This is a genomic window from Pseudonocardia sp. P1 (genome assembly GCF_000178675.2).
Lineage (GTDB): Bacteria > Actinomycetota > Actinomycetes > Mycobacteriales > Pseudonocardiaceae > Pseudonocardia.
The window spans coordinates 4,622,871-4,648,125 of record NZ_ADUJ02000001.1; the positions used below are offsets into that span (position 1 = coordinate 4,622,871).

The window sequence follows — 25,255 nt, forward strand, 5'->3', positions numbered from 1 at the left end:
CCCGGATCACTCCGGGCGGGGCCGCTCGGCCGTTCGCGGGTCAGGTGCCGGGCGAGGACTTGCGGCTCGGCCGGCTGCGGAGCTCGTTGACGTAGTCGTCGGGCGCGCCGGCGGTCTCGGCCGCGTCGGCGATCACCCCGAGGTAGCGGGCCGACGGCTCGCCGCCCTCGTAGGCGTTCAGCACGTAGATGAAGGCGAGCACGCTGCCGTCGAGGGTGGCGACGCGCAGGCGCAGCTTCTTGTGCATCCCGAGCTCACCGCCCTCCCAGCGGTCGAGCTGACGCTCGTCGTGCTCGGGGACGTCGTAGAGCACGACGAAGACCTGCGAGCCCGGCTCCTCCACCACGGTGGAGAGCGCGCCCTCCCAGGTGTAGTCCTCACCGCCGAACGTCAGCCGCCAGCCCTGGAGCCACCCCGTCCCGGCCATCGGCGAGTGCGGGGCGCGCTCCTTCATCTGCTCGGGGTCCAGGTTCGACCCGTACGCGGCATACAGCGGCACGTGAGAAGGGTAATGGCCGTCGTCCGGGCGCTTCGACCCGCCCGGCCGAAAGAATCGGACACGCGTACTGTGAGCGGCGTCGACGCCGGTGGCGAGGCCGCCATCGGCCCACCACCACCGACATCTCCAGGGGGAACCTTCCCGTGACCCGCATCGTCATCATGGGCGGCGGACCGGCCGGGTACGAGGCCGCGCTCGTCGCGGCCCAGCACGGCAGCGACGTGACCGTCGTCGAGCGGGACGGGATGGGCGGCGCGTGCGTCGTCCACGACTGCGTCCCGTCGAAGACCTTCATCTCCTCCGCCGCCGTGCGGGTGGACCTGCACCGCGCCGAGGACCTGGGCGTGCTCGTCGACCGCGGCAACTCCGCCGTCGACCTGCCCGCGGTCAACGAGCGGGTGAAGTCGCTCGCGCTGGCCCAGTCGGCCGACATCCGCGCCCGGCTGGAGGGCGAGGGTGTGCGGATCGTCCCCGGCACGGCACAGTTCAGCGGGCCGGCCGAGGCCCGGGCGGCGCACGAGCTCGTCGTCACCCACCCGGACGGCTCGACCGAGGCCGTCCTGGCCGACATCGTGCTCGTCGCGACCGGCGCCACCCCGCGGGTGCTGGACTCCGCCCGGCCGGACGGCGACCGCGTCCTCGACTGGCGCCAGCTCTACGACCTCGAGGAGCTGCCCGAGCACCTGATCGTCGTCGGCTCCGGTGTGACGGGTGCCGAGTTCTGCTCCGCCTACGTCGAGCTCGGCTGCCGGGTCACCCTGGTCTCCAGCCGGGACCGGGTGCTGCCGCACGAGGACGCCGACGCCGCCGCGGTGCTCGAGGAGGTCTTCGCCGAGCGTGGCGTGGAGATCCTGCCGAACACCCGCGCCGACAAGGTCGAGAACACCGGCGACGGGGTGCGGGTCACGCTGTCCGACGGCCGCACCGTCGAGGGCTCGCACGCGCTGATGACGGTCGGGTCGATCCCGAACACCGGCGACCTGGGGCTGGAGAAGGTCGGCATCGAGACCGACCGCGGCGGCTTCGTCCCGGTGGACAAGGTCTCCCGGACGTCCGAGCCCGGCGTCTACGCGGCCGGTGACTGCACCGGCGTGCTGATGCTCGCCTCGGTCGCGGCGATGCAGGGCCGGATCGCGATGTGGCACGCGCTCGGCGAGGGCGTCGCCCCGATCCGGCTGCGGACCGTCGCGGCGAACGTCTTCACCCGCCCGGAGATCGCGACCGTCGGCATCAGCCAGAACGCGATCGACTCCGGCGAGGTCCCGGCGCGGACCGTCATGCTGCCGCTGTCGACGAACCCGCGGGCCAAGATGCGCGGACTGCGGCGCGGCTTCGTGAAGCTGTTCTGCCGTCCGGCGTCCGGCGTGGTGATCGGCGGCGTCGTCGTGGCCCCGGTCGCCAGCGAGCTGATCCTGCCGATCGCGATGGCCGTCCAGAACGGACTGAACGTGGACGACCTCGCGCACACGTTCTCGGTGTACCCGTCGCTGTCCGGGTCCATCACCGAGGCCGGTCGTCAGCTGATGCAGCACTCCGACCTGGACTGAGCGCCCACCGGTGGAATCGCTGCCTGAGGCAGCGATTCTGCCCGGCCCCACGGCGTGGTCTCGTCCCAGATCGGCGCCCCGCACCCCGTCCCGCGCACCGGCCGCCGTCGTGAACCGGCCCGGACACGGCGACACCCCCGCCCGCGCCGGTCGCGAACCGGCGCGGACGGGGGTGCGTCCGTGGGTGACTCAGGCCGCCGGGGCGGTACGGAGGTCGCCGGCCGTCCGGCACCCGCTGAGCGGGCACGGTGGCGGCGACCACGACCGGTCCGGTCCGTCGGACGCGGGGACGAGCCCCGCAAACGGCCACCGGCCTGCGAACCGCTGCAGGTACCAGTAGCAGAACAGGTGGTCCGGGTCCTCCGGGGCGGTGACGAACACCGGCCGTCCGCCGAGGGACTCCACCCAGGCGGCGTAGGCGTGCGCGACCTGGGCCGGCGGGCGTGCGGCTCGCCGGGTCCAGAGCCAGTCCTCCGCCCGGTCCCGCCAGGTCTCCAGCGAGGACGGGTGCAGGGTGGCCCCGGGCAGTTCCCGGAGGTTGGCGGTGAAGGTGCCGATCGGGACACCGTCCGCGCGGTACGCGGACGAGGCCAGGGTGAGCAGGGAGTGCGGGCCCGGGATCGGGCCGTCGGTGTGGACGTGTGTCGTCACGTACAGCGATGTGGGGGGCATGACGGATCCTGTGCGTCTCGGTCGAGCTGATGACGGCTCACGGCGCGGCCGGGCTGCGTGGTGAGTGGATCCGCGGCGCGGTACTCCGCGTGGCGGTGGTTCCGGGCCCCGTGGATCGGGCACACGGGTCGGCTCTGTGCAGTTGTGGTGCAGTCGTCGTGCTGCTGCCACGGGCACCTGCGCGGTGTGCGTGGCAGCAGCACGCTAGATCGACCGGCGCCGCCGGTCAACGGGGATGGACCGGCGCCGCCGGTCAACGGGCGTCGAGCCGGCTCAGTCCTTGATCTCGCAGATCACGGTGCCCTGGGAGATCGAGGCGCCCTGCTCGGCGTCGAGGCCGGTCACGGTGCCGTCCTTGGAGGCGGTGACCGGGTTCTCCATCTTCATCGCCTCGAGGACGACGATCAGGTCGCCCGCCGAGACGGTGTCGCCGTCGGCCACGGCGACCTTGATGATCGTGCCCTGCATCGGCGCGGTGACGGCGTCGCCGGACACCTTGGTCCCGCCGCCCTTGCCGGTCCGCTTGCGCGGCGCGGCCTTCGCCTGGCCGCCACCGCCGCTGCCGCCGCCCAGGGCGAGATCACCGGGCAGCGAGACCTCGAGCCGCCGGCCGCCGACCTCGACGACCACGGACTGCCGCTCGCCGGTCTCGGCGTCGGCTCCGGCGCCGCCCTCGAACGGGGGGACCGTGTTGTCCCACTCGGTCTCGATCCACCGGGTGTGCACGGCGAAGTCGTCGCCGGTCTCCGCGGCGTAGGCCGGGTCGGAGACGACGAGCCGGTGGAAGTCGAGCACGGTGGCCATGCCCTCGACCTGGAACTCCGCCAGCGCGCGGCGGGACCGCTCCAGCGCCTGCTTCCGGTCCGCGCCGGACACGATCAGCTTCGCCAGCAGCGAGTCGAACTGCCCGCCGATGACGGAGCCGTCCTCGACACCGGCGTCCATCCGCACGCCAGGGCCCGACGGGTACCAGATCCGCTCGACGGTGCCGGGGGCCGGAAGGAAGTTGCGGCCGGCGTCCTCGCCGTTGATCCGGAACTCGATCGCGTGCCCGCGCGGCGCCGGGTCCTCGGTGAACTCCAGCTCCTTGCCCTCGGCGATGCGGAACATCTGCCGGACCAGGTCGATGCCGGTGGTCTCCTCGGAGACCGGGTGCTCGACCTGCAGCCGGGTGTTCACCTCGAGGAAGGTGATCATCCCGTCCTCGCCGACGAGGAACTCGACGGTGCCGGCGCCGTAGTAGCCGGCCTCCTTGCAGATCGCCTTGGACGCGTCGTAGAGCGTCTTCTCCTGCTCCTCGGTGAGGAACGGCGCGGGCGCCTCCTCGACGAGCTTCTGGAAGCGGCGCTGCAGCGAGCAGTCCCGCGTCCCGACGACGACGACGTTGCCGTGCTGGTCGGCGATCACCTGGGTCTCGACGTGCCGCGGGCGGTCGAGGTAGCGCTCGACGAAGCACTCGCCACGGCCGAACGCGGCGGTCGCCTCACGGACGGCGGACTCGTACAGCTCGGCGACCTCGGAACGCTCGCGGGCGACCTTCATGCCACGGCCACCGCCGCCGAACGCGGCCTTGATCGCGACCGGCAGGCCGTACTCGTCGGCGAAGGCGAGCACCTCGTCGGCGCCGGAGACGGGGTCCTTGGTGCCGGGCACCAGCGGGGCGCCGGCGCGGGTGGCGATGTGCCGGGCGGTGACCTTGTCACCGAGATCGCGGATGGACTGCGGGGACGGGCCGATCCAGGTGATGCCGGCGTCGATCACGGCCTGGGCGAAGTCGGCGTTCTCCGACAGGAAGCCGTAGCCGGGGTGGATCGCGTCGGCACCGGCCTGCTTCGCGGCGCCGATGACCTTGTCGATGTCGAGGTAGGACTCTGCGGCGGTGGACCCGCCCAGCGCGAACGCCTCGTCGGCGAGACGTACGAACATCGCGTCCCGGTCCGGGTCCGCGTAGACGGCGACACTTCCCAGGCCCGCGTCCTTCGCAGCCCGGATCACACGGACGGCGATCTCGCCGCGGTTGGCGACGAGCACTTTGCTCAGTGCGGGCACGGTCGAACTCCTCCGGTCGCGAGCGCCGGCCCGATGCTCCGGCGCAGGGTTACCGGGGAGTGTAGGAGCGAGATCCCGGATAAACCCCGGGAGGGAGTGTGGTGATGGCAACGTCACCACCCGTCCGTGGTCCCCGAACCTGGTCGTGATCGGTTCAGAGGTGAGACGGGCCACCCCGCCACCACCGGCGGAGCCTCCGGGACACCGCCGACCGGCGGGACGGGGCGGTGCGGCCGTCGTAGCGGAACGTGTGCTCCCGGTCGGCCAGCTCCCGCGACGCACCGGGACCGAGCGCCCCGGCGGCGTCGAGCTCGCGGGCCAGGTCCCAGCCCTCGCGCTCCGCGCCGTACGGCGGCACGCCCGCGAACCGGTCCGCGAACACCCGTGGCCACTCCGGGCCGATCCCGGCCGTGAGGAGCGGCCACACGGCCGCGGCGGCACCGGCCCGCTTCCGCAGCAGCGCCGTCCGGGTCGCGGTGAGGAGGTGGGTGGGGATGCCCGCGGGGTCCGGACCGCCGGCGACGAGTGCCGCGACGAGTGCGGCCTGCCGTCCGGCGAGGGAGCCGGCGGGCGGGGCCGGCCCGGGTGACCGCGGGTCGTCGGAGCCGGGGCTCCACAGGGCGTTCATCCCGGCCGCACCCGCCCGCGCCCGGCCGGGCCGCACGGTGACGGGTGACCGGCCGCCGCCGCGATCGCCGCCAGCTCCGCCCGCAGCTCGGCGGCCGGCGGGTAGCGGCCGTCGCGCTCCAGCATCACCGGCGGCGGCTCCGGAAGCCGGTCGACGGCGTGTGTCAGCAGGTCGAGGACGGCGGCCGGGACCGGATCGGTGTGCGTGTCGTGGACCAGGCCGTCGTGCTCGGCGCCGCCCGCGACGTGGCAGTACGCGATCGCCCCCGGCGGGAGCCCGGCCAGCAGCGCGTCCATCTCCGCCCGCGGTTCGCGACCCCGGTTGCGGGCGTTGACGTGCACGTTCGCCACGTCGAGCAGGAGCGGCGCGCCGGTCCGCTCGTGCAGGCGTTGCAGGAACTCGGCCTCGCCGAACTCGTCGTCGGGCCAGTCGAAGAGGGCCGCGATCGGTTCGAGGGCCAGCGGCACGTCGAGCTCGGCGCGGGTGCGCGCGACGTTCGTGGCCAGCACGTCGAGCACCTCCCGGGTCCGCGGCAGCGGGAGCAGGTGACCGGCCTCCAGGCCACCACCGCGGACGAACGCGACGTGCTCGCTGACCAGCACCGCCCGGGTCGCGGACGCGCAGGCGGCGAGGTGCGCGACCCGTGCCGGGTCGGGGGGCTCCGGCGATCCGAGCGACAGCCGCACCCCGTGGACGACGACGTCGCGCCGCACCAGCGACGCGGGCACGGCGTCCGGCCGGATCGACTCGGCGATCACCTCGTGGAACCCGAGATCCGGCACGTCGTCCAGGACGGCCGCGATCGGGCTCCGCCAGCCCGCGCCGGTGCCCCTCGGGCCCCCGCTCATCGCCGCCACCCGTGACCACGCGGACGTGCACGGCCCGGGCCGTCCCCGCAGCTCCACACCCCCCACAGGAGGAGCTGCGAGGACGGCCACCCCGATCCCCCGGGGCAGTCCGTCGGGCGGTGCCCGGTCGCGGCGCCCACGTCAGCCGCCGCACCCACCGCCGCCGCCACCGCAGCCCCCGCCGCCACCGCTGCTGCCGCCGTCGCCGCCGGAGAAGCCGGTCGAGCCACCGGAGCCGCCGGAGCCGGACCACCCGCCGCCGGTGCCGCCGCCGAGCGCCGCCATCTTCTGCGCGGCGAGCTCCTCGGCGAACGCGGGCTCGGCCGCGAGCATCGCCCCCATGCCGAACGCGCCGACGCTCAGCGCTGCGGCGGTCGCACCGGCCGCGGTCCAGTCCGGGCGCATCGTGGGGGAGAGCGACTCGTGCAGCACCCGGACGGAGCCGAGTGCGGCGGTCCCGGCCGCGGTCCGGTGCGGGACCCGCGCGGCCAGCACCGCCGTGACCGCACCCAGCACGACGACCGTCAGGAACAGGTAGCCGACCGGACGGCCTGCGCCGAGCCCGGCACCGATCCGCACCACCCCGACCAGCGCGACGGCCCCCGGCAGCCACGCCGCGGCCCGGTACCGGCGCCGGTCGGCGGGGGAGAGGAGCAGGCCGGCCGTCTCCAGCCGCTGCGCGATCCGGGCCAGCTCGGTGCGGACCGGCTCGTGGGTGCGCAGCGCCCGGCCGGGCGTCAGCCGCTGTGCCGAACGGTGGATGGCGCGCTGCAGCGGGGTCGCCGCCCGGGTGAGCGGGCCCCCGGCCCGGACCTGGCCGGTCGTGCGGCCGGAAGTGATCACGGTCCCGTCGACGTGCATCGCCGACAGCGCCGCGTACACGGCGAGATCGGGGCCGCCGTTGAGGTAGGCGACGTCCTCCGGGCGGGTGTCGAGTCCGCGCCCGCCGCGGCGGTCGCCCGCCGCGATCCGGTGCCGCCGGTGGACCGCGGCCACGACGGCGGCCGACCCGGCGACCAGGACGAGGACCAGGAACGTCGGACCCGGGATCCCCCAGGTCGCGTCGGTGAGGTTCGTGCCCATCTCCACCACCCCCTGCGGCGACGAGACACTTCGTCGTTCGAAGTAGTGTGCGCCCGGTCACGGCGGTGGCCATCCGATTTCACCGAGACTTGAGGTTCCGCGGAGACGAACGGGCGGGGCCGCATCTGCGGCCCCGCCCGTCGGCGTGAGGTGTCCTGCCCGGTCAGGCGGTGGCGGCCCGGACCTGGTTCTTGATCCGGGCGAGCATCGCCGAGATACCGCGGAGCCGCAGCGGACTCACGGCCTCGGCCAGGCCGAGATCGGTGTAGAAGTCGTCCGGGACGGCCAGGACCGTCGCGGCCGGCTGCCCGTCCAGGCCGGTGTACATGATCGACGCGAAGCCCCGGGTCGTCGGTGCCTCCTTGGGCGCCGAGAAGAACAGGTGGACCGGGCGGTCACCGCCGTCGTCGACCTCGACGGTGAGGAACAGCGGCGACTGGCACTCGTGCACCTGCTCCATCGTGTCCGCGGCGTCGGCGTAGCGCTCCGGCAGGTCCGGCAGCTCCTGGGACAGCTCCAGCAACAGCTGCAGACGGTCCTTCGGGCCGACGGCGGCGAAGTCGTCGACCAGCTCGGCGAGCTCCGGGGGGAGCGTCTCGGTACGGTCCGTCACGCCGACCCGCGCTCCTCACCCTGCACGATCGGGACCCGCACGGCGTTGCCCCACTCGGTCCAGGAACCGTCGTAGTTGCGGACCGAGTCGAAGCCCAGCAGGTAGGTCAGCACGAACCAGGTGTGGCTGGAACGCTCACCGATCCGGCAGTAGGCGACGACGTCGTCGGAGGGCTTCAGGCCCTGCTCCTGCTCGTAGATCGCCGACAGCTCGGCACGGGTCTTGAAGGACCCGTCCTCGGCGGCGGCGCGGGCCCACGGCACGCTCGCGGCGCCCGGGATGTGGCCGCCGCGGACGGCCCCCTCCTGCGGGTAGTCCGGCATGTGCAGCTTCTCGCCCGTGTACTCCTGCGGGGAGCGCACGTCGACGAGCGGCTTGCCCAGGTGGGCGAGCACGTCGTCCTTGAAGGCACGGATCCGCGCGTCGTCGCGCTCGACGACCGGGTAGTCGGCCGGCTGCGGGGAGGGCGTGTCGGTGGTGGTCTCGCGGCCCTCGGCGATCCACTTGGCGCGGCCGCCGTCGAGCAGCCGGATGTCGGCGTGGCCGAACAGCTGGAACACCCACAGCGCGTAGGCGGCCCACCAGTTGTTCTTGTCGCCGTAGACGACGATCGTGGTGTCCCGGCCGATCCCGCGCTCGGACATGATCTCGGCGAAACGGGTGCCGTCGACGTAGTCGCGGGTGACGGGATCGTTCAGCTCGGTGTGCCAGTCGACCTTCACCGCGCCGGGGATGTGGCCGGTCTCGTAGAGCAGGACGTCCTCGTCGGACTCCACGACCACGAGGCCGGGATCCTTCAGGTGCTCGGCCAGCCAGTCCGTGGTGACCAGGCGCTCGGGGTGCGCGTACTCGGCGAGCTTCGGGTCGGAGTCGTTCGCGACAGCCATGGCGCGAGGGTAACCGCGGGGCCCGACACTCACACCGGGATGTCGGAGTCGTCATCCTCGGCACGCGGCCCGTGGATGCGCCGCTCGGACGCGTCGATCCGTACGTCGTTGATGCTCGCCTCACGCCGGTGCATCAGGCCGTTCTCCGCGAACTCCCAGTTCTCGTTCCCGTAGGAGCGCCACCACTGCCCGCTCGCGTCCCGGCACTCGTACTGGAACCGGACGGCGATCCGGTCGCCCCGGTAGGCCCAGAGCGACTTGCGCAGCGCGTAGTCGAGCTCCCGCTCCCACTTGGCGGTCAGGAACGCGACGACCTCCTCGCGACCGTGCACCCAGGTGTCGCGGTTCCGCCACACCGTGTCGGGTGTGTAGGCGAGCGCCACCTTCCGCGGGTCCCGGGTGTTCCAGGCCGCCTCGGCGGCGAGCACCTTCGCCCGTGCGGACGCCTCGTCGAACGGCGGGAACGGGGGACGCGACTCGTCGGTCACGGGTTCTCCTTGCTCCAGAGGTCGACCACGCTCACGCCGATCCCGCCGAGCAGCCGGCGGACCAGCGGGAGGCTGATCCCGATCACGTTCGACGGGTCGCCGTCGATGCCCTCGACGAACCACCCGCCCAGCCCGTCCAGTGTGAAGGCCCCGGCGACCTTCAGCGGCTCGCCGCTCGCGAGGTAGGCGTCGAGCTCGGCGTCGGTCGGCTCGGCGAAGCGCACCCCGGTGCCCGCGTGGCCCTCGGCCTCCCGCACGACGGCGCCGCCGGACAGCCGGAGCACCGAGTGCCCGGTGAGCAGCTCGCCGTCGCGGCCCGCCATCGCCTTCCACCGGCGTCGTGCGGTCTCGGCGTCGTGCGGCTTGCCGACCAGGTCGCCGTCGACGAGCAGCATGGAGTCGCAGCCGATCACCACGGCGTCCGGGTGGTCCCCGGCGATCCGCTCCGCGACGGCGGCGGCCTTGGCGGCGGCCAGCAGCGTCACGGTGCGGGCGGGGTCGGCGTCCTGGTGGGCGGCGAGGAGGGCGTCCTCGTCGACGTCGGAGACCTCGACGAGCGGGTCGGCGCCCGCGGCGCGGAGGACTCCGAGGCGGGCGGGGGAGGCGGAGGCGAGGACCAGGCGCACCCGCCGGACGCTACCGGGCGCGCGTGAGTCCGTGCCGGTAGGCGTACCCGACGGCCTGCGCGCGGTCCCGCAGCCCGGCCTTCGCGAACAGGTGGTTGACGTGCGTCTTCACCGTTGCCTCGCCGACCACGAGCCGGCGGGCGATCTCGGTGTTCGACAGCCCCTCCGCGATCAGCGCGAGCACCTCGACCTCGCGCGGGGTGAGCCCGTCCGGGGGCTCCCGCTCCGCGACCGGCGCTCCGGCCGGGCGGGACGCCACCAGCCGGGCGAGCACCGCGGCGTCCACGGTGGACACCCCGTCCGCTGCCGAGCGCAGCGCCCGGCCGATGGCCTCGGCGTCGGCGTCCTTGGACAGCCAGCCGGACGCACCGGCGGCGATCGCGTCGACCACGGCGTCGTCGTCGACGTAGGTCGTGAGCACGACGACGGCGGTGCCCGACCGGCCCTCCCGGACCCGCCGGGTCGCGGACACGCCGTCGCCCGCGGGCATCCGCAGATCGGTCAGCAGGACGTCCGGGGCCAGCGCCGCGACGAGCTCGACGGCCTCGTCGCCGCCGGCCGCGGTCCCGACGACCTCGATGCCGTCCAGCAGCCCGAGCACCGTCGCGAGCCCGTCCCGGACGATCCGCTGGTCGTCGGCCAGCACCACCCGCAACGCGCTCATCCGGTGATCCTCCCGCCCGCCGGCAGCCGGAGCCACACCCGCCACCCGTCGTCCGACGGGCCGGTCTCCAGCTCGGCGTCGGCGAGCGCTGCACGCTCGGCCATGCCGGTGAGACCGGACCCGGCGCCGTCGCCGGGTGGGGGCGGGCCGCCCGCGGAGTCGAGGACCTCCAGCTCGGCGGCACCGTCGCGGGTGCGCAGCGACACGGTCACCGGTGCCCCCGGTGCGTGCTTGCGGGCGTTGCTCAGTGCCTCCTGCGCGGTGCGCAGCACCGTCTCGCCCTCGCGCGGCCCCAGCCGCAGACCGTCCTCGACGCGGACGGTCGCGTCCGGGTGGGCGGCCGCCAGCTCGTGCAGTTCGGCGGCCAGGTCCACCGGGCCCGGCCCCTCGCGCAGTGCCCGCACCGCGCGCCGGGCCTCGGTGATGCCGTCCGAGGCGAGCCGCTGCGCGCGCTCGATCTGCGCGATCGTGTCCTCGGCGGCGCCGTCGCGCAGGGCCATCAGCCGGGCACCCTGCAGCTGGACGGCGAGCGCCGACAGCGAGTGCGCCAGCACGTCGTGGACGTCGCGGGCGACCCGCGCGCGGTCGGCGATCGCCTCGGCGCGGGCGTGCTCCTCACGGGCCCGCGCACCGTCGACGAGCGCCTGCTCGTGCTCCTCGGCGCGACGGGCGGCGTCCCGGCGGGCCATCCCGAACAGCATCAGGACGATCGTCGTGCCGGCGACGAGCATCGGGTCCCAGACCGAGTCGTAGGGCCCGACGACGACCACGAGGGCGACGGTGACCAGCCCGCCGAGGACGGCCGCCTGCCGGGTGGGCAGCCGGATCCCCGCGCAGAACGCGGCCAGCAGCGGGAACGCCGCGGACGTCGTCCACCCGGCGGAGCCGTACAGCAGGACCAGGCCGCCGGCCGCGAGGGCGACGACCGTGGCGACGGTCCACCGCTGTCCCGGCGCCGGGACGAACGCGAACACCAGCCACCCGCCGACGGCCGGGACCAGGCCGGCGTACAGCCAGGGCGGGGAGACGTGCTGGTTGGGGACGAGGAACAGCAGCCCGACGATCACCGGCAGCCAGAACAGCGACAGCAGTCGCCGCGGCAGCCCGGTGCCCAGCGCGCGGTCGTACTCGCGCCGGGCACCGGGCCCCGGGGGCGTCGCCGGGTTCACCGTTTCACCCTGGCACACGGTTCAGGCGGCGGCCCGGGACCGGCCCGGCCGGATCGGGACCCCGCTCGCGGCGGCCCGGCGCCGCAGGACGACCGCCTGCACGGCGAGGCTCGCCCCGAAGACGAGCGCGGACGTCGTCGCGATCAGGGCACCCGCACCGGCGGGCCCGCCCAGCAGCTCGGCGCCGATCCGGACGGCGATCGTCAGCGCCCAGGCCCCGAGCAGGGCGGCCGAGCCGCTGCGGAAGAGGTACCCGTCCCGCGCCTCCAGCCGGAACGCGTACCCGCGGACCACGCCCAGCCCGGCGGCGAGCACGATCTCGGCGGCGAGCAGCGCGATCCCCGGCCCGGTGACGGCCGGGTGCGCGGTGGCCAGGGTGACCAGGCCGATCCCGACGACCACGAACGGCAGGACCGTGTCGCGGCCGCCGACGAACCGGCCGGAGAACTGCTTGTAGAGGACGAGGCCGACGACGGCGACGGTCACGACGAGCGAGGTGGGATCCATGCCGACGACGATCGCCCGCGGGGCCCGCCGTCCGCGTCGGCCCGGGCGCCGATCCCGGGTGGATCCCCGCCCTCCACCCGGGGGTGGAGATCAGCCGTCCGGTTCACGTCGAACGGGTGCGGCCGGGCCGCACGGCGAGCGGGACGGAGGGTGGGTCAGCGGGGCAGGCCGGAGGCGCGCCAGGCGCCGGGGCCCGCGACCAGCGGGGCGCGGAGCTGGGCCGCGGGGTGCGACCACAGGTCCGGCGCCCGCTCCGTCTCCGCCGGCCCGCCGGCGCTCGCCGCGGCGGCGAGGACCGCGGTCAGCGCGGCCAGCTCGTCGTCGGCGGGGGTGCCCCGGACGACCCGGAACAGCGCACGCCGCTCCTCCGGGGTGGCCTCGGCGGTCTCCTGCGACTCGGCCATCAGAGCGGGATGTTCCCGTGCTTGCGGGTCGGTCCCTGCTCCCGCTTGGTGGACAGCATCCGCAGCGCCCGGCCGACGTAGCCGCGGGTGTGCGACGGCGGCACGACCGCGTCGATGTAGCCCCGGTCGGCGGCGATGTAGGGGTTGCAGAGGGTGTCCTCGTAGTCCTGCTGCAGCTCCGCGCGCCGGGCGGCGAGCTCGTCGCCCTCCAGGCCCTTGAGCTCCTTGCGGTACAGGATGGACACCGCACCCTGCGCGCCGGTGACGGCGATCTGCGCGGTCGGCCAGGCGATGTTGACGTCCGCGCCGAGGTGCTTGGACCCCATCACGTCGTACGCGCCGCCGTAGGCCTTGCGGGTGATCACGGTGACCTTCGGGACGGTCGCCTCGGCGTAGGCGTAGATCAGCTTCGCGCCGCGGCGGATGATGCCGTTCCACTCCTGGTCGGTGCCGGGCAGAAAGCCGGGCACGTCGACGAAGGTCAGCACCGGGATGTTGAACGCGTCGCAGGTCCGCACGAACCGGGCGGCCTTCTCCGAGGCGTCGATGTCGAGGCAGCCGGCGAACTGGGTCGGCTGGTTCGCGACGATCCCGACGCTGCTGCCCTCGATACGGGCGTAACCGACGACGATGTTCGGCGCCCACAGCTCCTGGACCTCGAGGAAGTCCTCGTCGTCGACGACCCGGTTGATGACCTCGCGGATGTCGTACGGGGTGTTCGGAGAGTCCGGGATCAGCGTGTCGAGCTCGCTGTCGGAGTCGGTGATCCCGTCGGTGATGGAGCCCTCGGTCGGCTCCGGGGCCGGGAACGTCGGCGGCTCGGACAGGTTGTTCGACGGCAGGAAGCTGAGGAGCTGCTTGACGTAGTCGAGCGCGTCGGACTCGTCGCCGGCGAGGTAGTGCGCGACGCCGGACTTCGAGTTGTGCGCCCGGCCGCCGCCGAGCTCCTCCATGTCGACGTCCTCACCGGTGACGGTCTTGATGACGTCCGGGCCGGTGATGAACATGTGGCTGGTCTCGTCGACCATCACGGTGAAGTCGGTGATGGCGGGGGAGTAGACCGCACCGCCCGCGCACGGGCCCATGATCAGCGAGATCTGCGGGACCACGCCGGAGCTGCGGACGTTGCGGGTGAAGATCTCGCCGTACAGACCGAGGGCGACCACGCCCTCCTGGATCCGGGCCCCGCCGCCGTCGTTGATCCCGATCATCGGGCAGCCGATCTTCTCGGCGAGGTCCATGACCTTGACGATCTTCTCGCCGTAGACCTCGCCGAGCGCTCCGCCGAACACCGTCGCGTCCTGGGAGAACACGGCGACCGGTCGGCCGTCGATCGTCCCGGACCCGGTCACGACACCGTCACCGAACGGGCGCTTCTCCTGCATCCCGAAGTTCGTGGACCGGTGCCGGGTCAGGGCGTCGAGCTCGACGAACGAACCGGGGTCGAGCAGCTGGTCGATGCGCTCGCGGGCGGTCTGCCGCCCCTTCGCGTGCTGCCGCTCGACCGCGGTCTCCGATCCGGCGTGGATCGCGTCGTCGAAACGCTGGTACAGGTCGGCGAGCTTGCCCGCCGTGGTGTGGACGTCCGGGGTCGCTTCACCGTCGTCCGGGGTCGCCATCGGCTCCGTTGCGGCGCTCATGGGCTCGGACTCTAACCCGGTGGGTGCCGATCATCAGGGGTGACGTCCGCCGCAGCCGATCGTGCGAGGCGCGGTGAGTCGTTACCGATCCGCGTCCCTGCCGTGGGCCACGCTGCGGTGCCCGACGGTTACGGTGCGCGGTGATGACGACCGGGACGAACTCCGATCCGAGCGGGTGCGACGACCACACCGACGGCCGCTTGGACGTCTACGCGCTGCGCACGGCCGTACTCCGTCCGGCGGGTGGCTGGACGGCGCTCGACGTGGTCGGGTCCACCGGTTCGACCAACGCCGACCTGCTCGCCGAGGCAGGCCGTGGTGCCCCCGACCGCTCCGTGCTGATCGCCGAGGAGCAGGTCCGCGGTCGTGGACGGCTGGACCGCACCTGGACCTCCCGGCCCGGCGCGGCCCTGACGATGTCGGTGCTGTGGCGCCCCGAGGGCGTGCCCGCCGACCGGCTCGGCTGGCTGCCGATGCTCGCCGGGGTGGCGCTGATCGACGCGATCGCCGAGCTGGCCCCGGACCTGCCGGCGGCCCTGAAGTGGCCGAACGACCTGCTCGCGGGTCCGTCGCTGGGCAAGGCGGCCGGGATCCTCGCCGAGATGACGGCGGTCTCCGGCGGTGGGCCGGGTGTGGTGCTGGGCATCGGGCTCAACGTCTCCACGCCGTCGACCGACCTGCCGTGGGGGGCGACGTCGCTGGCCGCGCACGGGCTCGCCGCGACCCGCTCCGAGGTCGCGACGACCCTGCTCGCCCACCTCTACCGGCGCGAGGCCGACTGGCGCGACGCCGGCGGCGACGCCGAGGCGTCGGGTCTGCGGCGCGACTACCGGTCCCGCTGCGCCAGCCTCGGTGCCCGGGTCCGGGTCGAGAAGCCCGGTGGTGACCAGCTGATCGGCATGGCCGAGGACGTCGACCCGCAGGGCAGGCTGCTGGTCCACCCGGACGGCGGGCAGCGTGTCGCGGTGGCGGCCGGCGACATCGTGCACCTGCGTCCCGCGGATCACCCGTAGCGCTGACCTGGGCGTTCCGCTCCGCGCGTCGCGGGCGCGGCCGCCGGTGACCGGCCTACCGTGTGGCTCATGGCGTTCCCGGACGACGCGCTCGACGACGACGAGCGTCTCGTGCTGCACGGACGCCCGCACTGGCGGCTGTGCCTGTGGCCGGCCGCCGTCCTCGTCCTGCTGACGGCGCTCGCCGGGTTCGGCGCCGCCGTCGTCCGGCTGCAGACCTGGGCGCCGTACGCCTGGGCGCTGCTCGCCGCGGTCGCGGCACTCGCGGCGCTGCGCTGGAGCGTCCTGCCGATCCTGCGGTGGCGGTGCTCGCACCTGGTCGTCACGAACCACCGGTTCCTGGTCCGGGAGGGCGTCGTCGGCCGGGACGGCCTCGACGTCCCGGTGGACCGGATCGACGCCGTCCGCGTCCGGTCGACGGTGGCCGGGCGGGTGCTCGGCTACGGCACCCTGCTGCTCGACGTCGCCGGTGAGCGGCTGCGGTTCGCCGACGTCTCCGCCGTCGAGCGGGTGCAGGCCCGGCTGCACCGGGAGATCGGCCGGCTCGCCGAGACCCGCCGCACGGCGGAACGGGAGAGGCAGCACACAGCCCTGCGGGGGCACGCCGACGCCGCGGTCCGGGGCAGGATGGCCGAGCCACCGCAGCGAGGGAGCACGGAGGAACCGCGGGCCGTGCCGGAGAGGACAGCGTCATGACGAGCCTGCCCGTGACCGTGCGCGACCCCGGGCTCCCGGAACGGGTCGAGATCTACGAGGTCGGCCCGCGGGACGGCCTGCAGAACGAGAAGGCCGTCGTCCCGGTCGCGGTGAAGGCCGAGTTCCTCGACCGGCTCGCCGACGCCGGGCTGCGCACGCTGGAGGCGACCAGCTTCGTGCACCCGAGGTGGGTGCCCCAGCTCGCCGACGCCGCGGAGCTGCTCGCCGTCCTGGACCGGCGTGACGGACTCGACTACCCCGTGCTCACCCCGAACGAGCGCGGGCTGGACCGTGCGATCGAGGCGGGCTGCGACCACGTCGCCGTGTTCGCCTCCGCCACGGAGACGTTCGCGAAGCGCAACCTCAACCGCACGCTCGACGACCAGTTCGCGATGTTCTCCCCGACCGTCACCCGGGCGGTGCGGGAGGGACTGCGGGTGCGGGCCTACGTGTCGATGGTGTTCGGCGACCCGTGGGAGGGCGGGGTCGACCCGGACCAGGCCGCCGCGGTCGGCGCCCGGCTGATGGAGATGGGCTGCGACCAGCTCTCGCTGGGCGACACGATCGGGGTCGCGACCCCGGCGCACGTCGGGGCGGTGCTCGACGCCTGCGTGGGCCGTGGCATCGGGACCGACCGGCTCGCCGTGCACTTCCACGACACCTACGGACAGGCGCTGTCCAACACCCTGGCCGCACTGCGGCACGGCGTGACGACGGTCGACGCCAGCGCGGGCGGCCTCGGCGGCTGCCCGTACGCCGGGTCCGCCACCGGCAACCTCGCCACCGAGGACCTGGTGTGGATGCTCGACGGTCTCGGCATCGACCACGGCGCCGACCTGCGGAAGCTGGTCGACACCAGCGTCTGGATGGCCGGGCACCTGGGGCGCCCGTCGCCGTCGCGGGTGGTCACGGCGCTCGCTCAGGAGGACTGAGGCTCGCGGAGCCCGTACATCCCGACGAACCGGGACCGGTAGACGAGCACGTCGTCGGAGACCCGGGTCATCGTCCCGCGCAGCGTGATCAGGCCCAGCTCCGGACGGCTCCGGGAGACCCGCGCGTCGAGCACCTCCATCGCGGCCCGCAGCTCGTCCCCGGCGAACACCGGCGCCGGCCAGGAGACCTCGTCGCCGCCCGGTGACCCGAGCCCGGCCGAACGGCTGAGCAGGTTGTCGACGTAGGCGCGCATCCACAGACCCGCGGTGAACCAGCCGGACGCGGCCAGGTCCCCGAACACCGAGGCCCGCCCGGCCTCCGGGTCGAGGTGGAACGGCTGCGGGTCGAACCGGCGGGCGAACGCGATCATCTCCTCGCGGTCCACCAGCGCTGTGCCCAGGTCGAAGACGGTGCCCGGGGCGAGGTCCTCGAAGTGGATCTCAGCCACGGAGCACCTCCACGACGGTGTCGTGCAGGAGGCCGTTGCTGGTCAGTCCGTGCCCGCCGGACCAGGTCGGCTCCCCGGTCAGGTCGGTGAGCCGCCCACCGGCCTCGGCGACGACGACGGCCGGTGCGGCCAGGTCCCACGGGTTCGCGGCCGGCTCCACCGCCACGTCGAGGACGCCCTCGGCGACCAGCACGTGCTGCCAGAAGTCGCCGAACCCGCGGGACTCCCAGCACGCCTCGGTGAGCCGGGTCCAGCCGTCCCGGGGGACGGGGCCGGGCTCGGTGCGGAAGGTGTCCTGGTTCGTGGTGGAGACGTAGGCGTCGGCGAGGTCGGCGACCCCGGACACCGCGATCCGGCGCGGTGTCCCGGACGGCAGGTCCCGGGCCCACGCCCCGGCCCCCGCCGAGCCCCACCAGCGCCGCTGCAGCGCCGGCGCGCTCACGACCCCGGCCACCGGGACGCCGTCGACGACGAGCGCGATCAGCGTCGCCCAGGCGGGGACGCCGCGGGAGAAGTTCTTGGTGCCGTCGATCGGGTCGATCACCCAGCCGCGACCGGCCGCGCGGGCTCCGTCGACGTCGCCGCCGCGCTCCTCGCCGAGGATCGCGTCGCGCGGGCGCTCGTGGCCGAGCGCGGCGCGGATCGCGTCCTCCGCGGAGGTGTCGGCGTCGGTGACGGGCGTGCGGTCCGGCTTCCGGGTGACCCGCAGGTCGGCGGCCCGGAACCGGGGCAGGGTGATGGCGTCGGCGAGGTCCGCCAGCCGCAGCGCGAGATCGAGATCACTCGGGTCGGCGGGCACGTTCGGCTCGGGGTCCACGTTCGGCGAGCATGCCAGTTCGCACCGACACGGTTCCGGGCACCCGGAGTCCTATGCTGAGCGAGATGACCACCGTGGTTCTGGCCGAGGACGACGCGGCGATCGCCGAGCCGTTGTCCCGCGCCCTGCAGCGCGAGGGCTACGACGTCGAGGTCGTCGCCGACGGAGTCGCGGCCCTGGAACGGGTCACCGGTGATCCGGTGGACCTGCTCGTCCTCGACCTGGGCCTGCCCGGGATGGACGGCCTCGAGGTGTGTCGCCGGGTCCGGGCGACCCAGGCGGACCTGCCGGTCCTGATGCTCACCGCGCGCACCGACGAGGTGGACTTCGTGGTGGGGCTCGACGCCGGCGCCGACGACTACGTCTCAAAGCCGTTCCGGCTCGCCGAGCTGCTGGCCCGGGTCCGGGCACTGCTGCGCCGGCGCACCCAGGACGTCGTCGAGGTCGGGGGTCTCCGGATGGAGCTCTCCGGCCGGCGGGTCCTGCTCGACGGCGAGGAGGTGACCCTCGCCAACAAGGAGTTCGAGCTGCTGCGGGTGCTGATGCTGCACTCGGGGCAGGTCGTGACCCGCGAGGAGATCCTGCACTCGGTGTGGGGTGACGCGGACATGAAGTCGTCGAAGACCCTGGACATGCACATGTCCTGGCTGCGCCGCAAGATCGGCGGCGAGAAGCGGATCGCCACCGTGCGCGGCGTGGGGTTCCGCTTCAACCACGACTGAACGGCCGGCCGTGCCAGTGCGGGGTCAGGTGGCGCGGGGTCAGGTAGAGCGCCCACGTGCTGGGGTCGGACGGGCCGCCCCCGTCGGCGACGCAGATCCATCCGGACCATTTCAGCGGATTCCGGTGCGCCATCGACTCGCCGCGGATGTGGCAGCTCGACTGTGTCGAGTAGTTCCGGATGTACTCGCCCGGGCCATCCGGGTCCACGGCTCCCGGCAGCACGGCGCCCGCGGTCGCGGCGAGGGCGACCACGACGTGACCGAGGAACGGGCGGCGTGCTCCCACACGTCCTCCCCAGTACCGGACACCCGAGGACCGAGGTCGAGGGCGGGAGAAGGTATCGCCATCGGCAGAATTGCGTCAATCATCGGAACCGGGGTAATTGTCGTCCTGATCCCCGGCTGATCGATTCCCGGTGCGTCGGATGCCTATCCACTAGATTCACGGATCGTGCGCCGCCGGATCCTCGTCTCCACGCTGCTCACCGTCGCGGTGACGGCCCTGTTCCTCGGTGGGCCGCTGGCGCTGGCCACCTGGCAGCTGGTGGAGGACTTCACCCGTGCCGAGCTCACCCAGCGCCTCGAGTCGCTCACCAAGACCCTCGAGGACGTCGACAGCGACAGCCCACCGGTCAACGTCGTCCAGGCCGCGATCCCGCCGAACAGCAGGCTCACCATCGTCACGCCTGACGGGCCCCCGCTCGTCTTCGGCGCCGACGTCGTCGTCGACCCGGTCGAGGAGCAGCTGCCGTTCGGTCCCGGCGGGACGGTCACGCTGGCCCAGCCGACCGCCGTCATGCGGTCGCAGCAGACCCAGGTGGTCGGCGTCGTCGTGCTGCTGGTCGGGTTCTCGGTCACGGTGGGCACCGGCGTCGCGATCTACACCGCGCGGCGGCTGTCCGACCCGTTGCGCGACCTCGCGGCCCGCGCCGCCCGCCTCGGCGCCGGGGACTTCCGGCGGGCCCCGGCGCGCTACGACATCGCCGAGCTGGACCGCGTGTCCGAGGTGCTCGACTCGTCGGCGACGGCGCTGTCCCAGCTGCTGCAACGCGAGCGGTCGCTGGTCGGCGACGTCTCGCACCAGCTCCGCAGCCGGATCACCGCGTTGCAGCTGCGGCTCGACGAGCTGTCCACCCATCCCGACCCGGACGCCCGTCGCGAGGCACTGGCCGCGCTGGAGCAGACCGAGCGGCTGACCGGCGTCCTCGACGACCTGCTCCAGTCGGCCCGTGCCGCCCGCGCGGTCGGCGCGGAGCCGGTGGACCTGTCCGAGGCGATCGAGGCCGCCGCCGGGGAGTGGCGGGAGCCCCTCACGGCGGCCGGCCGTTCGCTGCGGCTGCGGGTGCCCGAGGGGATGCTCGCCCGGGTCACCGCCGCCCGGCTGCGGGAGGCCGTCGGCGCGCTCGTCGACAACGCCCTGCAGCACGGCGACGGCACCGTGACGATCACCGCGCGGACCGGTGACAACTCCCTGCAGGTGGAGGTATCCGACACCGGGCCCGGGGTGCCGGAGGAGCTCGTGCCCCACGTGTTCGACCGCGGCGTGTCCGCGCAGTCGTCCACCGGTCTGGGGCTCGCGCTGGCCCGGACCCTGATCGAGGCCGACGGCGGGCGGCTGGAGCTGTACCGGGCCCGGCCGCCGGTGTTCCGGATCTACCTGCCTGCCGCACGCACCGACGACGTCGCCGCCACCGCCTCGCCCGCCGACCGCACCGGGCCGCGTTAGGCGCCGGGCCGGCCGGGGACGTCCGCGATCCCGCTGCGGTAGGCCCACACGACGGTCTGCACCCGGTCCCGGGCACCGATCTTGGCCATGGCCCGCCCGAGGTGCGACTTCACGGTGCTGAGCTCGACGACCAGCTCGTCGGCGATCTCCGCGTTGGACATCCCGCGGGCGAGCAGCCGCACGATCTCGGACTCCCGCGGGGTGAGCGGGGTGACGGGGACCGGGGGCAGCTCGTCCGGGGCGGGCCTGCGGCGTGCGAACTCGGTGATCACCCGCCGGGTGACGGCGTGGTCGACCAGGCCGTACCCGGCGGCCAGCCTGCGGACGGCGTGCACCAGGTCGTCCGGGCCGGTGTCCTTGAGCACGAACCCGCCGGCCCCCGCCTCCAGCGCACCGAACACGTACTCGTCCAGGTCGAAGGTCGTCACGACGAGCACCGCCGGCGCCGGAGCCGGCCCGGAGACGATCTCCCGGGTCGCGGCCAGTCCGTTGCCGCCGGGCATCCGGACGTCCATGCAGACGACGTCCGGGGCGAGCTCGCGGGCCAGGCGGACCGCGCCCGGGCCGTCGGCCGCCTCGCCGACGACCTCGACGTCCCCCGCCAGCTCCAGGAACACCCGGAACCCGGCCCGGACGACCGACTGGTCGTCGGCCAGCACCACCCTGATCACGCCGTGCCCTCCGTCGTCGTGTCCGGCTCGTCCTGCTCGACGGGGACCGCGAGCCGGACCCGCCACCCGCCCTCCCTCGTCGGACCGGCCTCGAACGTGGCCCCCACCAGCTGCGCCCGCTCCCGCATGCCGACCAGCCCGTACCCGCGCGTGCCGTCCCGGGGCTCCCGGGCGGCCGCCGGGGACAGCGGCGGGTCGTTCTCGACCTCGACGAGCACCCGGCCGGGCGCCGTGGTGACGGCGACCCGGACCGCGGCCCCCGGCGCGTGCTCACGCGCGTTGGCCAGCGCCTCCTGCACGACCCGGTGGCAGGTGACGTCGGCGATCGGCGCCGGAGCCGGCTGCTCGCCGCGGCACTCCAGGACGACCGGGGTCCCGAGCGCGCGTACCTGGTCCACCAGCCGGTCCAGTCCGGCCAGGCCGGGGACGGGCGCGTCCGTGCCGGGGTCCTCGACGACGCCCGGCTCCCGCAACGTCCCGACGACCGTGCGCAGGTCGCGCAGCGTGCGCCGGCCCTGCTGCCGCAGCTCGCCCGCCGTGCGCCGGGCCGTCGGCGGGTCGCGCTCGACGAGCTGCTCCACCACGCCGGCCTGCACGACCATCGCGGACAGGTGGTGGGCGGCGATGTCGTGGAGCTCGCGGGCCATCCGCGTCCGTTCCCGCCGGACGGCCGCGTCGGCCCGGGCCCGCTGTACGGCGACGGCCTCGCCCGCCCGCAGCTCGACCAGCTCCAGGTAGCGGCGCCGGGTCGCGACCCACGACCCGGCGAGCGCGCCGACGGCGAGCACCGCGACCCCCGAGACGACCTCGGCCGGCGTCGATCCCGTCACCCCGCCGGCCCGGGCCGCCGCGAGGACGATCCCGCCGGTCTCGGCCAGGGCCGCGAGGGCCACCAGCCGGCCGGTACGCCGGGCGGGGAGCGCGGTCCCGCAGGTGTAGGCCGCCACGGCGGTGGCGGGCCCGCGGACCGTCACCTCCAGCGGTGCGAGCAGCGACAGGGCGGCCTGGGCCACCGCCACCAGCATCAGGCAGGAACCCGGCGCGACCCGGCGCAGGCACAGCAGCAGGGTCTGGCCCGCCACGAGGGCCTGGACGGTGGCGGGCACCGGGCCCACCAGGTCGGTGACGACCGGATCGGCCGAGGCCACCGCCAGCAGCAGCACCGTGACCGCGGCCAGCAGCACGGCGAGCGCGGCGTCCCGCCGGAACGGTCCGGTCAGCCCGGCCGCGGTGAGCGCGCGGTCGGCACGCACGGCGAGGCGGCCGGCGGGCGGTGCGGGGACGGTCATGGCGTGCGGTCTCCGTTCGGGCAGCACGATCGTAGAACGATCAGTAGCCGAGGTCGGGCGTGAGCAGCCCGAACGCGAGGGCCACCCAGGCCGTCCCGGCGAGCCCGAGCAGCACCAGGACCCGTCCGGCGGTCCGGGACCGGCCGATGCCGCCGCGGGCGCCGGTGACCACCGCGACCGCGGCGGCCACCGTCGCGCCGGTCGCCACCCACTGCAGCGCCTGCATCCCGTACAGCACCGGCACCGGGACGTCGACGAGGCCGGACACGGCGCCGACCACCGCCGCCCACCCGGCGACCGCGACGACGGCGCACCCCGCGCCGAGCCGGGTCAGGCCGGTGGCGACCCGGTCCGTGCGGCCCGGGGACACCGGCGCCACGACGCCGTACCGGCGGCGGGCCAGCGCGCCGGCGGGCCACGCCACGAGGGCCCCCAGCAGCAGCACGACCGAGGCGGCGAGCACCGGCAGCACGACCGCGGAGTCCCGCACGGGCGTGGTGCGCAGCAGCGTGAACGCCGACTCCGCGCCGAGCGCCGTGACCCGGTCGTCCTCGGTGCGTGCCGACACGACCTGCTCCCCGCCCGCCTCCTGCCAGACCCACGGCCGGATCTCCCGGTAGACGACCGGCTCGGTCCGCGCGACGCCGGGGGACAGGACCAGCGTGCCGTCCGGCCCGGCCGACGCCCGCGTCTGGCCCATGAGGTTCAGGACGTCGAGGAACGTGCTGAACGGCGACCGCGCGCTCTCGTAGCGACCGGCGACGGCGGCGGCCCGCTCGGCCGCGCCCGGCCCGGGCTCCGCGGGCACGGTGGTCTCCGCGGGCACGGTGGCGGGCGCGGGCACGTACCGGTCGGTGAACCCGTCGAGCAGCGCCGAGCGCAGCTGCAGACTGTCCGCCGGGGCACGGCCGGTGCCGTTCAGCGTCACGAACACGCCGACCCGCTGCTCCGGGTGCAGCTGCAGGTGGGAGTGGAACGCCGTGGTGTCCCCGCCGTGCCCCAGGACGGTGCGCCCGTCGCGCCCCTCGTCGAACAGGCCCAGTGTCATCCGCGGGCCCTCGGCCAGCGGGCCCAGGGTGCCCGCGTCCAGGGCGGGGCGCTGCATGAGGGCCAGGGTCTGCGGGGCCAGCAGCGGGGTCCCGGTGCCGAGCAGGGAGGACGCGAACCGGGCCAGGTCGGTCGCGGGAGCGGTGAGCGCCCCGGCGGGTACGTCCCGGAAGCTCTCGAAGCCGATCGCGGGCGTGCCCGCGGCGGCGTACCCGTCGGCGACCCGGCCGGCGAGCCGGGGTGGGAGCGGCTGCGTGAACGTCGACGACGTCATGCCCGCGCGGTCCAGCACCGCGTGCTGGACGTACTGCGCGAACGGCTCCCCGGTCACCCGCTCGACGACGTGTCCGGCCAGCGAGTAGCCGTAGTTCGAGTACGCGGGCGTGGTGCCCGGGGCGAAGACCTGCTCCGGGGGGTCGGTGGCGACGGTGTCGCGCACCGGGCCCGGGTCGCCGTCGAACACGATCATCCCGCGCACCCGCTCCTCGAAGCCCGCGGTGTGGGTGAGCAGGTGCCGCATCGTGACCGGCGGCTCGAACCGCAGGGGCAGCGGGAAGTCCAGGTACCGCCGGACGTCGGCGTCGAGGTCGATCCGGCCCTGCTCGACCTGCTGCAGCACCGCGACCGCGGTCGCGACCTTCGAGACCGACCCGACCCGGAACAGCGTGGCGGCCGGGTCGACCGGGGCCCCGTCGTCGCCGGCGACGCCGTAGCCGCGGGCGGCGACCACCTCGCCGTCCCGGACGACGGTGACCGCCGCCCCGGCGATCCCCGTGCGGTCCAGGGCGGCCGGGACCATGCCGTCCAGCCAGGCGCTGACGTCGGCGGACGTGAGCGGTGCGGTCGCGGCGGGCGGCGGCCCGGGCGGGACCGCGGGTGCGGCCGCGGCGCACCCGGTCAGGACCGGGAGCGCGACGGCGCAGAGGGCGGCGGCCAGCAGCCGTGCCCGTCGGGAGATCGTCATGTGACGAGCCTGTCCGGCGGCGCGGCCGGGCACATCGGGCCTGCGACGGCACTCCGGTCTCCGACCTCCGGAGGAGGCGGGGTGCTACGCGGGTGGGGGCTGGCGCCGCACGAACTGGTCCGGCCAGACGAACCGGCGGAACGCCCACCAGCGGAACGCCATCCCGACCAGGGTGCCGACGATCTGGCCCGCGACGAAGTCGGAGAACTCCTGGGTGACCAGCGACACGACCGGGACCTGCAGCTCGAACACGTAGCGGGAGACCCACAGCGGCGCCGAGTAGACCGCGACGCCGACCCCGCTGATCAGGAAGAACAGGGCGGCCTCGTGGTGCCGGTCGCGCCCGCCCCGGGTGCGGAACGACCACTCCCGGTTCAGGACGTACGAGACGATCGTCGCCACCAGCACCGCGATCACCTTCGCCGTCACCGGCTTGGTGTCGAGCACGAAGGCCTTCAGCAGCAGGAACACCGCCGTGTCGATCACCCACGTGGTGCCGCCGACCATCAGGAACTTGATGAGTTCCCGGTGCTTGATGGCCTTGTCGCGGTACGGCTGGGGGATTCGCCGGAGCGTCGCGTCCACCACCGTCACTCCCGAGATCG

General features: G+C 74.5%; 28 protein-coding genes. 6 read left to right on the forward strand and 22 right to left on the reverse strand.

Annotation, left to right across the window (positions count from 1 at the left end):
* Positions 1 to 40: 40 nt before the first annotated feature.
* Positions 41 to 499 (reverse strand): gamma-glutamylcyclotransferase, encoded by a 459-nt coding sequence (locus PP1_RS21335; RefSeq protein WP_010241154.1) that lies wholly within the window; start codon positions 497 to 499, stop codon positions 41 to 43.
* A gap of 143 nt (positions 500 to 642) precedes the next feature.
* Between PP1_RS21335 and PP1_RS21340 the strand changes: the two genes are divergently transcribed.
* A complete protein-coding gene (locus PP1_RS21340; RefSeq protein ID WP_010241156.1) occupies positions 643 to 2,046 on the forward strand; it encodes an NAD(P)H-quinone dehydrogenase in 1,404 nt (467 codons plus the stop codon).
* Between the two features lie 189 nt (positions 2,047 to 2,235).
* Here PP1_RS21340 and PP1_RS21345 read toward each other — a convergent pair whose 3' ends face one another.
* The 14 genes from PP1_RS21345 to PP1_RS21410 form a co-directional block, all read right to left on the reverse strand.
* The gene (locus PP1_RS21345) at positions 2,236 to 2,718 is read right to left on the reverse strand and encodes a hypothetical protein (RefSeq protein ID WP_010241159.1); all 483 of its coding nucleotides are present in this window, start codon (positions 2,716 to 2,718) and stop codon (positions 2,236 to 2,238) included.
* A 273-nt stretch (positions 2,719 to 2,991) separates the two neighbouring features.
* A complete protein-coding gene (locus PP1_RS21350; protein WP_029239951.1) occupies positions 2,992 to 4,767 on the reverse strand; it encodes an acetyl/propionyl/methylcrotonyl-CoA carboxylase subunit alpha in 1,776 nt (591 codons plus the stop codon).
* A gap of 154 nt (positions 4,768 to 4,921) precedes the next feature.
* Positions 4,922 to 5,395 carry a hypothetical protein gene (locus tag PP1_RS21355; RefSeq protein WP_212592122.1) on the reverse strand — a complete coding sequence of 158 codons (474 nt, stop codon included), beginning with the start codon at positions 5,393 to 5,395 and terminating at the stop codon, positions 4,922 to 4,924.
* Positions 5,392 to 6,243 (reverse strand): DUF692 domain-containing protein, encoded by an 852-nt coding sequence (locus PP1_RS21360; RefSeq protein WP_075315229.1) that lies wholly within the window; start codon positions 6,241 to 6,243, stop codon positions 5,392 to 5,394. The genes PP1_RS21355 and PP1_RS21360 overlap by 4 nt, the downstream gene beginning before the upstream one ends.
* A gap of 141 nt (positions 6,244 to 6,384) precedes the next feature.
* Positions 6,385 to 7,326, reverse strand: coding sequence for a TIGR04222 domain-containing membrane protein (locus tag PP1_RS21365; RefSeq protein WP_075315227.1), 942 nt, complete (start codon positions 7,324 to 7,326; stop codon positions 6,385 to 6,387).
* Positions 7,327 to 7,489: 163 nt separating this feature from the next.
* A complete protein-coding gene (locus PP1_RS21370; protein ID WP_010224170.1) occupies positions 7,490 to 7,939 on the reverse strand; it encodes a SufE family protein in 450 nt (149 codons plus the stop codon).
* On the reverse strand, positions 7,936 to 8,826 hold the full coding sequence (locus PP1_RS21375; protein ID WP_010224172.1) for a sulfurtransferase: 891 nt from the start codon (positions 8,824 to 8,826) through the stop codon (positions 7,936 to 7,938). The genes PP1_RS21370 and PP1_RS21375 overlap by 4 nt, the downstream gene beginning before the upstream one ends.
* Before the next feature lie 29 nt (positions 8,827 to 8,855).
* Positions 8,856 to 9,314, reverse strand: coding sequence for a nuclear transport factor 2 family protein (locus tag PP1_RS21380; protein WP_010224174.1), 459 nt, complete (start codon positions 9,312 to 9,314; stop codon positions 8,856 to 8,858).
* Positions 9,311 to 9,940: a Maf family protein gene (locus PP1_RS21385; RefSeq protein WP_010224176.1), complete on the reverse strand. Its 630-nt coding sequence runs from the start codon at positions 9,938 to 9,940 to the stop codon at positions 9,311 to 9,313. The genes PP1_RS21380 and PP1_RS21385 overlap by 4 nt, the downstream gene beginning before the upstream one ends.
* 10 nt (positions 9,941 to 9,950) lie before the next feature.
* Complete coding sequence (locus PP1_RS21390) at positions 9,951 to 10,604, reverse strand: response regulator (protein ID WP_029239140.1); 654 nt, start codon at positions 10,602 to 10,604, stop codon at positions 9,951 to 9,953.
* Positions 10,601 to 11,773, reverse strand: a complete 1,173-nt coding sequence (locus tag PP1_RS21395; protein ID WP_010224180.1) for a sensor histidine kinase — start codon at positions 11,771 to 11,773, stop codon at positions 10,601 to 10,603. Before PP1_RS21395 ends, PP1_RS21390 begins: the two co-directional genes overlap by 4 nt.
* A gap of 21 nt (positions 11,774 to 11,794) precedes the next feature.
* A complete protein-coding gene (locus PP1_RS21400) occupies positions 11,795 to 12,280 on the reverse strand; it encodes a hypothetical protein (RefSeq protein WP_010224182.1) in 486 nt (161 codons plus the stop codon).
* 155 nt (positions 12,281 to 12,435) lie between these two features.
* Positions 12,436 to 12,684, reverse strand: coding sequence for an acyl-CoA carboxylase epsilon subunit (locus tag PP1_RS21405; protein ID WP_075314685.1), 249 nt, complete (start codon positions 12,682 to 12,684; stop codon positions 12,436 to 12,438).
* Entirely contained in the window at positions 12,684 to 14,324 is a 1,641-nt protein-coding gene (locus PP1_RS21410; RefSeq protein WP_029239302.1) for an acyl-CoA carboxylase subunit beta, read from the reverse strand. The genes PP1_RS21405 and PP1_RS21410 overlap by 1 nt, the downstream gene beginning before the upstream one ends.
* A gap of 143 nt (positions 14,325 to 14,467) precedes the next feature.
* On the opposite strand from PP1_RS21410, the gene PP1_RS21415 reads away from it, so the two are divergent.
* From PP1_RS21415 to PP1_RS21425, 3 genes are all read left to right on the forward strand, one after another.
* The gene (locus PP1_RS21415) at positions 14,468 to 15,337 is read left to right on the forward strand and encodes a biotin--[acetyl-CoA-carboxylase] ligase (RefSeq protein WP_010226377.1); all 870 of its coding nucleotides are present in this window, start codon (positions 14,468 to 14,470) and stop codon (positions 15,335 to 15,337) included.
* Between the two features lie 69 nt (positions 15,338 to 15,406).
* Positions 15,407 to 16,033, forward strand: coding sequence for a PH domain-containing protein (locus PP1_RS21420; protein ID WP_010226375.1), 627 nt, complete (start codon positions 15,407 to 15,409; stop codon positions 16,031 to 16,033).
* Positions 16,030 to 16,965, forward strand: a complete 936-nt coding sequence (locus tag PP1_RS21425; protein ID WP_010226373.1) for a hydroxymethylglutaryl-CoA lyase — start codon at positions 16,030 to 16,032, stop codon at positions 16,963 to 16,965. The genes PP1_RS21420 and PP1_RS21425 overlap by 4 nt, the downstream gene beginning before the upstream one ends.
* Here PP1_RS21425 and PP1_RS21430 read toward each other — a convergent pair.
* A complete protein-coding gene (locus PP1_RS21430) occupies positions 16,953 to 17,414 on the reverse strand; it encodes a MaoC family dehydratase (RefSeq protein ID WP_010226370.1) in 462 nt (153 codons plus the stop codon). The genes PP1_RS21425 and PP1_RS21430 overlap by 13 nt on opposite strands.
* Positions 17,407 to 18,231, reverse strand: coding sequence for an inositol monophosphatase family protein (locus PP1_RS21435; RefSeq protein WP_010226369.1), 825 nt, complete (start codon positions 18,229 to 18,231; stop codon positions 17,407 to 17,409). Before PP1_RS21435 ends, PP1_RS21430 begins: the two co-directional genes overlap by 8 nt.
* A 65-nt stretch (positions 18,232 to 18,296) precedes the next feature.
* Between PP1_RS21435 and PP1_RS21440 the strand changes: the two genes are divergently transcribed.
* Complete coding sequence (locus PP1_RS21440; protein ID WP_029239298.1) at positions 18,297 to 18,953, forward strand: response regulator transcription factor; 657 nt, start codon at positions 18,297 to 18,299, stop codon at positions 18,951 to 18,953.
* Here the strand turns inward: PP1_RS21440 and PP1_RS21445 are convergent.
* Positions 18,940 to 19,239, reverse strand: coding sequence for a hypothetical protein (locus PP1_RS21445; protein ID WP_010226367.1), 300 nt, complete (start codon positions 19,237 to 19,239; stop codon positions 18,940 to 18,942). The genes PP1_RS21440 and PP1_RS21445 overlap by 14 nt on opposite strands.
* A 165-nt stretch (positions 19,240 to 19,404) precedes the next feature.
* Here PP1_RS21445 and PP1_RS21450 point away from each other — a divergent pair, with 165 nt between their 5' ends.
* On the forward strand, positions 19,405 to 20,679 hold the full coding sequence (locus PP1_RS21450; protein ID WP_010226366.1) for an ATP-binding protein: 1,275 nt from the start codon (positions 19,405 to 19,407) through the stop codon (positions 20,677 to 20,679).
* Here PP1_RS21450 and PP1_RS21455 read toward each other — a convergent pair.
* From PP1_RS21455 to PP1_RS21470, 4 genes are all read right to left on the reverse strand, one after another.
* The gene (locus PP1_RS21455; protein WP_010226365.1) at positions 20,676 to 21,350 is read right to left on the reverse strand and encodes a response regulator transcription factor; all 675 of its coding nucleotides are present in this window, start codon (positions 21,348 to 21,350) and stop codon (positions 20,676 to 20,678) included. The genes PP1_RS21450 and PP1_RS21455 overlap by 4 nt on opposite strands.
* A complete protein-coding gene (locus PP1_RS21460; RefSeq protein WP_139323958.1) occupies positions 21,347 to 22,639 on the reverse strand; it encodes a sensor histidine kinase in 1,293 nt (430 codons plus the stop codon). Before PP1_RS21460 ends, PP1_RS21455 begins: the two co-directional genes overlap by 4 nt.
* Before the next feature lie 40 nt (positions 22,640 to 22,679).
* Entirely contained in the window at positions 22,680 to 24,650 is a 1,971-nt protein-coding gene (locus PP1_RS21465; RefSeq protein WP_010225133.1) for a serine hydrolase domain-containing protein, read from the reverse strand.
* Between the two features lie 84 nt (positions 24,651 to 24,734).
* Entirely contained in the window at positions 24,735 to 25,244 is a 510-nt protein-coding gene (locus tag PP1_RS21470) for a GtrA family protein (RefSeq protein WP_010225131.1), read from the reverse strand.
* Positions 25,245 to 25,255 lie beyond the last annotated feature (11 nt).